This window comes from Achromobacter sp. LC458 (assembly GCF_001005835.2).
GTDB classification, from domain to species: domain Bacteria; phylum Pseudomonadota; class Gammaproteobacteria; order Burkholderiales; family Burkholderiaceae_B; genus Achromobacter; species Achromobacter spanius_B.
This window is the reverse complement of sequence record NZ_LBHW02000040.1, coordinates 43546-54913: the sequence shown is the minus strand read 5'-3', so window position 1 is coordinate 54913 and position 11368 is coordinate 43546. Positions and strand designations below refer to the sequence as shown.

At 65.7% G+C, this 11368-nt stretch carries 11 protein-coding genes; 6 read left to right on the top strand and 5 right to left on the bottom strand.

Annotated elements, in window-relative coordinates:
* The first annotated feature begins 6 nt into the window (after window positions 1-6).
* Entirely contained in the window at window positions 7-1743 is a 1737-nt protein-coding gene (gene dld / locus YH64_RS24855) for a D-lactate dehydrogenase (protein WP_255444726.1), read from the top strand.
* Between the two features lies 1 nt (window position 1744).
* On the opposite strand, the gene purF is transcribed toward dld, so the two are convergent.
* From purF to folC, 4 genes are all read right to left on the bottom strand, one after another.
* On the bottom strand, window positions 1745-3265 hold the full coding sequence (purF, locus tag YH64_RS24850; RefSeq protein WP_046807456.1) for an amidophosphoribosyltransferase: 1521 nt from the start codon (window positions 3263-3265) through the stop codon (window positions 1745-1747).
* A gap of 30 nt (window positions 3266-3295) precedes the next feature.
* Window positions 3296-3784, bottom strand: a complete 489-nt coding sequence (locus YH64_RS24845; protein ID WP_046807457.1) for a CvpA family protein — start codon at window positions 3782-3784, stop codon at window positions 3296-3298.
* Window positions 3784-4635, bottom strand: a complete 852-nt coding sequence (locus YH64_RS24840; protein ID WP_046807480.1) for an SPOR domain-containing protein — start codon at window positions 4633-4635, stop codon at window positions 3784-3786. Before YH64_RS24840 ends, YH64_RS24845 begins: the two co-directional genes overlap by 1 nt.
* Window positions 4636-4698: 63 nt before the next feature.
* Window positions 4699-6009 carry a bifunctional tetrahydrofolate synthase/dihydrofolate synthase gene (gene folC / locus YH64_RS24835; RefSeq protein WP_046807458.1) on the bottom strand — a complete coding sequence of 437 codons (1311 nt, stop codon included), beginning with the start codon at window positions 6007-6009 and terminating at the stop codon, window positions 4699-4701.
* Between the two features lie 164 nt (window positions 6010-6173).
* Here folC and YH64_RS24830 point away from each other — a divergent pair, with 164 nt between their 5' ends.
* From YH64_RS24830 to YH64_RS24815, 4 genes are all read left to right on the top strand, one after another.
* Window positions 6174-6590: a cupin domain-containing protein gene (locus tag YH64_RS24830; RefSeq protein WP_046807459.1), complete on the top strand. Its 417-nt coding sequence runs from the start codon at window positions 6174-6176 to the stop codon at window positions 6588-6590.
* A 71-nt stretch (window positions 6591-6661) separates the two neighbouring features.
* Window positions 6662-7633 carry a tripartite tricarboxylate transporter substrate binding protein gene (locus YH64_RS24825; RefSeq protein ID WP_046807460.1) on the top strand — a complete coding sequence of 324 codons (972 nt, stop codon included), beginning with the start codon at window positions 6662-6664 and terminating at the stop codon, window positions 7631-7633.
* On the top strand, window positions 7630-8862 hold the full coding sequence (locus YH64_RS24820; RefSeq protein WP_046807461.1) for a CaiB/BaiF CoA-transferase family protein: 1233 nt from the start codon (window positions 7630-7632) through the stop codon (window positions 8860-8862). Before YH64_RS24825 ends, YH64_RS24820 begins: the two co-directional genes overlap by 4 nt.
* A complete protein-coding gene (locus YH64_RS24815) occupies window positions 8862-10028 on the top strand; it encodes an acyl-CoA dehydrogenase family protein (RefSeq protein WP_046807462.1) in 1167 nt (388 codons plus the stop codon). The genes YH64_RS24820 and YH64_RS24815 overlap by 1 nt, the downstream gene beginning before the upstream one ends.
* Before the next feature lie 25 nt (window positions 10029-10053).
* Here YH64_RS24815 and YH64_RS24810 read toward each other — a convergent pair whose 3' ends face one another.
* On the bottom strand, window positions 10054-10791 hold the full coding sequence (locus tag YH64_RS24810) for an IclR family transcriptional regulator (protein WP_046807463.1): 738 nt from the start codon (window positions 10789-10791) through the stop codon (window positions 10054-10056).
* Window positions 10792-10934: 143 nt separating this feature from the next.
* Between YH64_RS24810 and YH64_RS24805 the strand changes: the two genes are divergently transcribed.
* Window positions 10935-11312: a flagellar protein FlaG gene (locus YH64_RS24805; RefSeq protein WP_046807464.1), complete on the top strand. Its 378-nt coding sequence runs from the start codon at window positions 10935-10937 to the stop codon at window positions 11310-11312.
* The last annotated feature ends 56 nt before the right edge of the window (window positions 11313-11368 follow it).

Genomic DNA, 11368 nt, shown 5'->3' with positions numbered 1-11368 from the left:
ACCGAATTGCTGACCCAACTGCGCGCCGTGGTCGGCAACGCGCATGTACTGACCGGCGATGCGGCCACGCGCCGCTTTCGTCGCGGCCATCGCACGGGCGAAGGCCGTGTGCTTGCGGTGGTACGCCCCGGCAGCTTGCTGGAGCAATGGCGTGTGCTGCAAGCCGTGGTGCAATCGGGGCGCATCGTCATCATGCAGGCCGCCAACACCGGGCTGACCGGCGGGTCCACGCCCGATGGCGATCAGTACGACCGCGAGATCGTGCTGATCAGCACGCTGCGCATTCCGGGGGTGCAGGTGATCCGCGACGGGCGGCAGGTGGTGTGCCTGCCCGGCGCCACGCTGGACCGGCTGGAGCAGACGCTGGCGCCGCTGGGCCGCGAACCGCATTCGGTGATCGGGTCGTCCTGCATTGGGGCGTCGGTGCTGGGCGGCGTGTGCAACAACTCGGGCGGCGCCTTGCTGCGGCGCGGGCCCGCGTACACCGAACTGGCGCTGTACGCGCGGCTGGACGAAGACGGTTCGCTTAACCTGGTCAACCATCTGGGCATCGACCTGGGCCAGACGCCCGAAGAGATCCTGACCCGTTTGCAGGCCGGCGACTATGGTCCCGGCGATATCAGCGATGACGTGGGCGCGGCGTCAGACCCCAACTATGCCGACCATGTGCGCCAGATTGACGCCCCCACGCCGGCGCGCTTCAATGCGGACCCCTCACGCCTGCACGAGGCCTCCGGCTCGGCCGGCCGTGTGTGCCTGTTCGCGGTGCGGCTGGACACGTTCGAGCGCGAACCCAGCACGGTGTTTTATATCGGCAGCAACCTGCCCGATGACCTGACCGCCGTGCGCCGCGAACTGTTGGCCAAGCTTCCACGGCTGCCTATCGCGGGCGAATACATCCATCGCGACGCATTCGATATCGGCGCGCGCTATGGCAAAGACGTGTTTTTGCTGATCGACAAACTGGGCACCGCCCGCGTACCCAAGGCCTTTGCCATCAAGAGCCGGCTGGACGGCATGGCGGAACGGCTGGGCCTGCCGGGCCTGATCGACCGCGCGATACAGGCCGTTGTGGCGCTGCTGCCAAATCATCTGCCGCGCCGCATGCGCGACTACCGCGACCGCTACGAACACCACCTGCTGCTGCGCGTGTCCAACGATACGATCGAGGCCACGCGCGCGTTTTTGACGAAGCAATTCGCGGGGCGCAAGGACGCCGCATTCTTTGAATGCGACGCCGAAGAAGGACGCAAGGCCTTTCTGCATCGTTTTGCCATCGCGGGCGCGGCAATCCGCTATCGCGACACGCATCGCTCAACGGTGCAGGACATCGTGCCGCTGGACATCGCGTTGCGCCGCAATGACCGGGAATGGGTCGAGACCCTGCCGGCCAACATGGAACGCGACATCGTGCACAAGCTGTATTACGGGCACTTTTTCTGCCACGTGTTTCACCAGGACTACATCGTGCGCAAGGGCGTCGACCCGGTCGCGATGGAGCATCGCATGTGGGCGTTGCTGGACGCGCGGCAGGCGGAATATCCGGCCGAGCACAACGTGGGGCACTTGTATGTTGCCAAGCCGGCGCTGGCTGCGTTTTATCGGGAACTAGACCCCACCAACACGTTCAACCCGGGCATCGGGCACACGTCAAAACTGTTGAATTGGGGCGCCTGCTGCGGCCAGCAAGGGTTGCCGGCCGCTTACCGCGGCCAAGAGGATGGCCGCGGCGCGCAGGGGTAGATCAGGCGTCGTTGGCGGCGTAGCCCATGTTGAATTGCAAGCCGCTGGCGCCTTCGTCCTGGCCGGGTTCGGCGCGCGACTGACCCAGGCGGGCCAGGTATTCGGCGGTGATGTCGCCCGTGACGTATTCGCCGTCGAAGCACGAAGCCTCAAAGCGCTGCATCTTGGGGTTCAGGTCACGCACCGACTGCTGCATGTCGGACAGATCCTGGTAGATCAACGAATCGGCGCCGATGGCGCGGGCGATTTCTTCGTCGGTGCGGCCGGTGGCGATCAGTTCCGATTGCGTGGGCATGTCGATGCCGTACACGTTCGGGAATCGCACCGGGGGCGCGGCGGACGCGAAGTACACCTTGTTGGCGCCGGCGGCGCGCGCCATGTCGACGATTTCGCGGCTGGTGGTGCCGCGCACGATGGAGTCATCAACCAGCAGCACGTTCTTGCCCTTGAATTCCATGCCGATGGCATTGAGCTTCTGGCGCACGGACTTACGGCGCACGGCCTGGCCCGGCATGATGAACGTGCGGCCCACGTAGCGGTTCTTGATGAGCCCTTCGCGGTAGTCCAGGTTCAGGCGCGCGGCCAGCTGCATGGCGGCGGGACGCGAGGAATCCGGAATCGGCATGACGACATCGATGTCGCCCAGGCGCATGTTGCGCGCGACCTTGTCGGCCAGGTACTCGCCCATGCGCAGGCGGGCGTCGTAGACCGACACGCCGTCGATCAGCGAATCCGGACGCGCGAAGTACACGTATTCGAAAATGCAGGGCACCAGTTGCGGGTTCTCGGCGCACTGGCGGCTGACGAAGCGGCCGTCCAGGTCGACGAACACGGCTTCGCCGGGCTCGACGTCGCGCACGAAGACAAAGCCGCTGCCTTCCAGCGCCACGGATTCCGAGGCCACCATCCATTCAACGCCTTCGTCGGTTTCCATGCGGCCGATACACAACGGGCGGATGCCGTTGGGGTCGCGGAAGGCCAGCAGGCCGTAACCGGAAATCTGCGCCACGACCGCATAGGCGCCACGCACGCGCTTATGCACGGCCGACACCGCACGGAAGATCGCGTCGTCGTCTAGCGACACACCGTTGGCCGAGGATTGCAGCTCGTGCGCAAGCACGTTCAGCAGCACTTCGGAATCGGAATTCGTGTTGATGTGGCGACGGTCGACGCGGTACAGCGATTCACGCAGTTCACGCCAGTTGGTCAGGTTGCCGTTGTGGGCAAACATGATGCCGAACGGGGCGTTGACGTAGAACGGCTGGGCCTCTTCCTCGCTGGCGCTGGAGCCCGCGGTGGGATAGCGAACCTGGCCGACGCCGGACGTACCGGGCAACGAACGCATGTTGCGCGTACGGAAGACGTCGCGCACCAGGCCGTGAGCCTTGTACATATTGAATTGGTTGCCTTGCGACGTCGCGATGCCCGCGGCGTCCTGCCCGCGATGCTGCAACAACAGCAAGCTGTCATAGAGCAGCTGGTTGACCGGCCCGCGCCCGATGACCCCTACGATTCCACACATGGTGAGATTTCCTGGTTGATTTGAAGCTAATCAATACGGCAGCCAAGTCGCCAAAGACGGCGGCAGCCACGTTTTGATATGTTTGATGGCCTCGATGGCCGAATGCGAAAACATGGCGTCCTTCCACCACGGCTCTTGGGGCAGCGGCGTGTAGCCGGCAGCGGCCACCAACGCCAGCACGATCAGCAGACCACGGGCCAGCCCGAACATTCCGCCCAGGCCGTGATCGGCCGGGCTGAGTCCGGTACTGCGGATCAAGGCGGCTAGCGTCATGTTGACCAAACCCACACCGAGCAGCACGAGGATGAACACCACGGCGTATGAGACTCCCATGCGCAGCAGCGTCGTTTCAATATAGGGCTCTAGCCACGTATACACCGTGGGACCCCACCATATCGCGGCCACAAAGGCCAGCAGATAGGCGACCAGCGACAGCACCTCTTTGAGCAGGCCGCGCACCAGGCCCAGCACACCCGAGACCGCCAGGATGGCCAGCACGACGAAGTCGAAACCGGTCACTATTGGGCGGCGATAAAACCATTGTCATAGCCCAAGGTGCGCAAACGCGCCTGGGCCGCCTGTGCCGCTTCGCGAGAGGGGAACGGCCCCACGCGCAAACGGTACTGCTGCTTGCCTCCGATGGAGGCTTGTTCAACAAATGCGTTGGTGACGCCCGCCTGATGCAGCTTGGCGCGACGCGATTGGGCGTCTTCCGACGTGGTGTACGCCGCGATCTGCAACACGAAATTGCCCTTGGCGGCAGGCTTGGGCGCGGCGGCCGGCGCCGAAGCAGCCGGTGCCGCGCGCCCTTCCAGCAGCGCCAAAGCGCGCGCGCCGTCATCGGAACGCGTGTCGGGCTTGGCGGGGGTAGCCGGTTTGGCTTCCGGCTTGGCCTCGGGCTTGGGTTCCGGCTTGGGCTTGGCTTCGGGCTTGGGCGGCACCAGGGGCGGCGTGACCTGCACGGTGGTTCCTTGCGCGCTGGACGCCGTCGCGGCGGGCGGCGTGGAGGTCACGGCAGGCGGCGTGGGCACCGGGGTTTCGGTAGGCGCGGTGCCCGTGGCGGCGCCATTGGCGGCGGCTGCGCCCGACGCGGCAGCACCGGACCCGGCGGCCTGCGGCTCGCTTACCTGCGGTTGGAAGGGTGTGTTGCGGTCCGGCACGCGGATGGGAATGTTGTCGGCAACCGGCACCGGTTGCGAATCAAGCACCATGGGCAGGATGATGACCGCCGCCAGCACCAGGGCGACGGCGCCTGCCAACCTGCGCCGCGCACGGCCGCGCAGCTGCGCAGCCTGAACCTCGCTAGGCACTGCCGCCCGTTTAGAGGACTGCGCCTGGTCGGCAGGATCTTTGCGATTGAAAAAACCCATGGAAGAGAATTCCTTGCGGCGCCTTGCGGCAATATGGCGGCGGGCCGCCATGTCCCGTTTTGCCTATGCCTTGCGACCCAGAGCCTGCAAAACCGAGGCCACGGTGAGAAACGACCCAAACACGACGATTCTATCATTCTCGACCGCCCGTTCGCGCGCCGCCGCGTAGGCTTGCGCGGGATCGTCGAAGGCGGCGATGCTGGGGCTTTCCGCCCCCGCGGGCGATGGCGGCAAGGCGGCGGCCACCTTGTCGGCCAGCGCCTGGCCCGACGTGCCGCGCGGCCCCGGCAGCCCTGCGCAATACCAGTGGTCGATGCGGGAGCCCAGCTTGGCGATGACGCCGGCCAGGTCCTTGTCGTTCAGCATGCCGAACACCGCGTGGGTGTAGGGATGAAAGCCCATGTTGTCCAGGTTCTGCGCCAGCACGGCTGCGGCATGCGGGTTGTGCGCCACATCCAGGATGACCGACGGCTGACCGGGCAGAATCTGGAAGCGGCCCGGCAGCGAGGCTTGCAGCAACCCAAGCCGCACCGCCTGCTGCTGCACCGGCAGCCGGTCGCGCACCGATTCCAGCGCGGCCAGCGCGGCGGACGCGTTCAGCAGCTGGTTGGCCCCGCGCAGCGCCGGGTACGCCAGCGCGCTGCGGCGCTGTTCGCGCCCGCCATACGCCCATTGCTGGCGGTCGCCGGAATAGTTGTAGTCGCGCCCGAACAGCCAGAGATCCGCGCCGATTTTTTCAACGTGGTCCAGCAGCGATTGCGGGGGCACCGGGTCGCTGCAAATGGCCGGACGGCCAGCGCGATAGATGTGGGCCTTTTCGAAGCCGATTTTTTCGCGGGTGTCGCCCAGCCAGTCGGTGTGGTCAAGGTCTACGCTGGTGACGATGGCGCAATCGGCGTCGACGATGTTGACGGCGTCCAGCCGCCCGCCCAGCCCCACTTCCAGCACGATGGCGTCCAGCCGCGTTTGCGAGAACAGCCGCAAGATGGCCAGCGTGGTGAATTCAAAGTAGGTCAGCGAAACCTCGCCCCGCGCCGCTTCGACCGCCTGGAACTGCGCGATCAGCTCGGCGTCAGAGGCGATCTGGCCGTTGACGCGGGCACGTTCGTTGAAGTCGATCAGGTGGGGCGACGTGTACAGCCCGACCTTGTAGCCGGCAGCCAGCAGGATGGCTTCAAGCATGGCACAGGTGGACCCCTTGCCGTTGGTGCCGCCCACCACGAACTTCACGCCCGACAGCTCAAGCCCCATGCGGGTGGCCACGTCGCGCACGCGGTCCAGGCCCATGTCGATCGCGGTGGCGTGTATGGATTCCAGGTACTGGAGCCAGTCGGACAGGGTGGCGGAAGCGTCAGGCGAAGAAACGGGGGACATGTCGGGGCCGAGAGAGGAGATCAGCCCAGGATTTTAACAGCCGGTGCCCGGTGTTTTCCCTAATCCCCTAGGGCGCGCCACGGTATCGATTCCGAAAAAGCGCTTGCCGATGTTTTTCGCATACGTGAAAATGAATTTACGTATGAAAACTTAGACGGACAAACATGACGCAATCTTCACCCCCCCGCTGGCTGGTTCGCGAAGCCGACATCCCCGGCTATCACCCCGCCAATCACACCGGCACCTTGAACCGCCGGCTGATCAGCCCCGACACGGTCGGCGCGCGTGGCGTGGAAGTGCTGCTGGGCGTGATTGAAAAAGGCCAGGGCGCGCTGCCGCATGCGCATCCGGGCATCGAACAGGTCTGCTATCTGTTGTCCGGCACCGCGCGCGCGCAGGTGGCGGACGAAACGGCCGACATGGTGGCGGGCGACTGCTGCTACTTCCCGCCCGACATCCCCCACGTATTTACCGTGACCAGCGACGAGCCCGCCAGGCTGCTGGTGATCTACACCCCTCCGTACGAAGAATCCCCCGACCGCGTGATCCGGGACTTTCCGGCGCCCTCGCCCGCCGCCTGACGCGGCGCGGCACCAGGCAGCGGACGCAGAGCCGCGCTTGCATTCCTATCTATAAAAACTGGAGACAACCCATGCACCCCTTCCGTCTATTCGGTACCGCCCTGCTCAGCGGCGCGGCATTGTTGGCCGCGCCCCTGGCGCAGGCGGCCGACTACCCCAACAAACCCATTACGTTGATCGTGCCGTTCCCGGCCGGTTCAGGCACCGATGCCGTCGGCCGCATCTTCGGGCAGGAGCTGTCGACCATCCTGGGCCAACAGATCGTCGTCGAGAACAAGCCCGGCGCCAACGCGACCATCGCGGCCAGCTATGTGGCGCGCGCCAAGCCGGACGGCTACACCTTGTTCGTCACCACCAATACGTCGCACTCGGCCGCCCCCTGGCTGATGAAGAACGTGTCCTACGACCCCGTCAAGGATTTCACGCCCATCGCGCGCGGCGGCAACCTGCCCTTCATCCTGGTCGTGAACCCGAAACGGCCGTGGAAGAACGTGGCCGAACTGGTGGCCGACGCGAAGAAAAACCCGGGCCGCATCACCTATGCCAGCGGCAACAGCACGGGCATCGTCGCGGGCGCAACGCTGGCCGACCGCGCCAAGATCGACATCCTGCACGTGCCGTACAAGGGCACGCCGCAGGGGCTGACCGACGTGGTGGGTGGGCAGGTGGATTTCATGTTCACCGACCTGGCTTCCGGCCTGCCGTTCGTGCAGTCCGGTCAACTGCGGGCCCTGGCCGTGTCCACCGCCGAGCGCAGCGCCATCGTGCCGGACCTGCCGTCCATGGCCGAGGCGGGCGTGAAGGACTTTGACCTGAATTCCTGGAACGGCTACTTCGGCCCGGCCGGCCTGCCGCCCGAGGTGGTCGCCAAGTTGAACGCCGCGATCAACAAAGTGGTGGCCAATCCCGACGTGAAGAAGCGCCTGGCGGGCCTGGGCTTCGACGCCTTCTCGGGTACGCCGCAGGACTTCGCCACGTTCGTCAGCGAACAGCGCGACCTGTGGGGCAAGCTGATCAAAGACGCGGGGATCCAACAACAATGACGCCGCATTCATCCACTGATGCCGCCGCCGGCGGCCCGCTTGCCGGGGTGCGCATCCTGGACCTGAGCTCGGTCGTGATGGGCCCTTACGCCACCCAGACGCTGGCGGACCTGGGCGCGGACGTCATCAAGGTGGAATCGCCCGCGGGCGACAACATGCGCGCCGTGGGCCCCATGCGCAATCCGGGCATGGGCCACTTGTACCTGCACCTGAACCGCAACAAGCGGTCCATCGTGCTGGACCTGAAGACGCCCGAGGGCCTGGCGGCTTGCTTGAAGCTGGCGGAAAGCTGCGACGCACTGCTCTACAACATCCGGCCCCAAGCCATGGCGCGGCTGGGCTTGTCGTACGAGGCGGTGGCCGCGCGCAACCCGCGCATCGTTTACCTGGGCGCCTACGGGTTTGGCGAGGCCGGCCCCTACGCCGGCCGGCCCGCGTACGACGACCTGATCCAGGGGCAGACGGGCATCGCGGCGCTGTCGGCCCAGCAAAGCGGCGACGTGCCGCGCTACGCGCCGCTGACGCTGGCGGACCGCGCGGTGGGCCTGCACGTAGGCATCGCCCTGGTGTCGGCCGTGCTGCACGCCAAGACCACGGGGCGCGGCCAACAGGTCGAGATCCCGATGTTTGAAGGCATGGCGCACCTGGTGCTGGGCGATCACCTGGGCGGGGCGACCTTTGAACCGCCGCTGGGGCCCACCGGCTACGCCCGGCTGCTGGCGCCGCACCGCCGCCCCTACGCCACGGCCGACGGTTATCTGTGCCTGCTGATCTACAACGACAAGCACTGGCGCAACTTCTTCAAGCTGATCGAGCAGCCGGAATTGGCCCAGGACCCGCGCTTTTGCACGCATGGCGCGCGGGCGGCGCACATCAGCGAGGTCTACGCCTTCGTGGCAGACGTGATTCGCACCCGCTCCACGGACCACTGGCTGGCAGCGATGGCGGGGGCCGACATCCCGGCCTCGCAGTTGTACACGGTGGACGACCTGCTGCAAGACGAGCACCTGGCCGCCACCGACTTCATCCGCCACATCGACCACCCCAGCGAAGGCCCGCTGCGCACCCCCGCGCCGCTGGGCCATTACCAAGGCACGCCGACATCGCTGCGCCGGCCCGCCCCCCGGCTGGGCGAACACAGCCGCGAGGTGCTGGCGCAGGCCGGCTACGACGACGCCCGGATCGACGACCTGCTCGCCCGTGGCATTACCCAGGACGGAAACGACTGATGGACTTTGCTTTCACCCCCGACCAATTGGCGCTGCGCGACGCCGTTTCGCGCATCTGCGACCGCTACCCCGACGAATACTGGCTGGAACGCGACCGCGAAGGCGGCTTTCCCGAGCCGCTGCATGCCGATCTGGCCCGCGACGGCTGGCTGGGCATCGCCATGCCGCAGGAATACGGTGGCGCCGGCCTGGGCATGACAGAGGCCGCGCTGATGATGCAGACCATCGCCGCGTCCGGCGCGGGTTTTACCGGCGCGTCCGCCGTGCACATGAACATCTTCGGGCTGAATCCGGTGGTGGTCTTCGGCAGTGACGAACAACGCAGCCGCTGGCTGGAACCACTGATCGCCGGCCGCGAGAAAGCCTGCTTCGCCGTGACCGAGCCCGATGCCGGGCTGGACACCACCAAGCTGTCGACCCGGGCGGTGCGCCAGGGCGATGAATACGTGGTGCATGGGCGCAAGATCTGGATATCGACGGCGCAGGTTGCCACCAAAATGCTGCTGCTGGCGCGCACCACGCCGTTGTCCGAGGTAGACAAACCCACCCAGGGCCTGTCGCTGTTCTATACGGACCTGGACCGCGAAAAGATCGAGGTGCGTGAAATCGAGAAAATGGGCCGCAAAGCCGTGGACTCGAACATGCTGTTCATCGATGGCCTGCGCATCCCCGTGGCCGACCGCATCGGCGAAGAGGGCCGAGGCTTTGAATACATCCTGCACGGCTTGAACCCCGAACGCATCCTGATCGCGGCGGAAGCCGTGGGCATTGGCCGCGCGGCGCTGGACCGGGCGGTGAAGTATGCCGGCGAACGCACCGTATTCGGCCGCCCCATTGGCCAGAACCAGGGTATCCAGCACCCGCTTGCACAAGCCTGGATGCAGCTGGAGGCCGCCGACCTGATGGTGTTCAAGGCCGCCAGCCTGTACGACGCCGGCCTGCCCTGCGGCCCCTACGCCAACACCGCCAAATACCTGGCGGCCGAAGCCGGCTACAACGCCTGCCAGACGGCGGTGATGACGCTGGGCGGCATGGGCTACGCCAAGGAATACCACGTGGAACGGCTGCTGCGCGAAAGCTTCATTCCGCGCATTGCGCCCGTCAGCCCGCAGCTGATCATGTGCTTTATCGCCGAAAAGGTGCTGGGGCTGCCGAAGTCGTATTAAGGATCAGGGCGGGGCCCGCGCCCCGTCAGGCCTGCTGTTCCAGCGCCGTGCAGGCCGCACGCAGGATGCGCGCATACGCCTCTTGCTGCGGCTCGATCCGGTAGATCGGGCCGCCCACCGAAATCGCATAGTGCTCGCCCGACAGCGTGACGGGCCACGCAATGGCGCCCACGTCGGCGATCGATTCCCCACTGTTCATGAACCAGCCGCGTTGCCGCGAGCGCTGAAGATCAGCTTCCAGTGCCTCGGCGGTGACCAGCGTGCGCTCGTTGTAGCGCGTCATCGGCGTGCCGGCCAGGACGGCATGGCGCGCGGATTCATCCATCAGCGACATCAAGGCCTTGCCCAGCGAATTGGCGTGTACGTCCTTGAACTCGCCGGCAACGGGCGCGTATCGGATGGTATGTGGCGAATCCAGCACGTCCAGATAGACCACGCGGCCGTCCTGCGTCAGCTTGGCAAAAACAACGGTTTCGCGGGTGGCGTCGCGCAATTCGGCCAGGCTGGGGTAGACGCGATCCAGCACGGGGTCGGCACGCGCGATGCGTTGCGCCATGGCCAGCAGCCGGCCGGTGGGGTAGTACCCCTGGCGCCGCCCCGTTTCGTACAGGTAGCCCAGCCCGGTCAAGGTGCGGATCAGCGCCAGGCAGCTGGACACCGGCACATCCAGCAGACGGGCCAGCTCCGACAAGGGCAACGCGCGCTTTTCGCGGGCAAAGGTTTCGATGATTTCGATGACTCGCAGCGCTGTCTTGACACTCATTGCCCGATCCAAACTGATTAGCACGTGAAAGACCCAGCCCCGCCGGGGGCTAAAGTTCCCTGCAAAGGTGCCGTAATCGTAGCTGAGAATTCCCTGAAAACAGCGCGTTCCTCCGAGACGCCCACATCGCCGCTGGAGTGATCATGGCCGTAACCCCCCTAGCCCCCGCTACGTTCGCACCCGTTGCGCCCGTGTTGGCCCCGGTCGCAGCCGAACCGGCTGTGAGCGTGACGCCCGCGGCCGCCGCCACGAACAGCGGCGCCTCCGACAGTGCCACGTCGGACCAATCAGATTCGCAGAAGCTGCCGCTGGACAAGGCGCTGGACGAAATCAACGACCAGATGAAGGCGTGGTCGACTCAGCTTCAGTTCGAGATAGACCCGAACGTGCATCAGGTGGTGGTGTCGGTGGTGGACGCGGAATCGGGCGATGTCATTCGCACGATCCCCAGCGAAACCGTGCTGAAAATCGCCAAAATGATCGTGAACATGCAAGGCAACGGCATCAAGACTTCCGCGTAGGTGACCCTTTAAAACGGTGTTTTCCATGCAAGTTGGCGCCATTTCGTGAGGGAAAC

What these genes read in the sequence shown, in the direction of transcription:
- purF (WP_046807456.1), bottom strand. Translation starts at nt 3,265, where the DNA reads ATGTGTGGAATCGTAGGGGTCATCGGGCGCGGGCCGGTCAACCAGCTG.
- YH64_RS24840 (WP_046807480.1), bottom strand. Translation starts at nt 4,635, where the DNA reads ATGGGTTTTTTCAATCGCAAAGATCCTGCCGACCAGGCGCAGTCCTCT.
- folC (WP_046807458.1), bottom strand. Translation starts at nt 6,009, where the DNA reads ATGTCCCCCGTTTCTTCGCCTGACGCTTCCGCCACCCTGTCCGACTGG.
- YH64_RS24830 (WP_046807459.1), top strand. Translation starts at nt 6,174, where the DNA reads ATGACGCAATCTTCACCCCCCCGCTGGCTGGTTCGCGAAGCCGACATC.
- YH64_RS24825 (WP_046807460.1), top strand. Translation starts at nt 6,662, where the DNA reads ATGCACCCCTTCCGTCTATTCGGTACCGCCCTGCTCAGCGGCGCGGCA.
- YH64_RS24820 (WP_046807461.1), top strand. Translation starts at nt 7,630, where the DNA reads ATGACGCCGCATTCATCCACTGATGCCGCCGCCGGCGGCCCGCTTGCC.
- YH64_RS24815 (WP_046807462.1), top strand. Translation starts at nt 8,862, where the DNA reads ATGGACTTTGCTTTCACCCCCGACCAATTGGCGCTGCGCGACGCCGTT.
- YH64_RS24810 (WP_046807463.1), bottom strand. Translation starts at nt 10,791, where the DNA reads ATGAGTGTCAAGACAGCGCTGCGAGTCATCGAAATCATCGAAACCTTT.
- YH64_RS24805 (WP_046807464.1), top strand. Translation starts at nt 10,935, where the DNA reads ATGGCCGTAACCCCCCTAGCCCCCGCTACGTTCGCACCCGTTGCGCCC.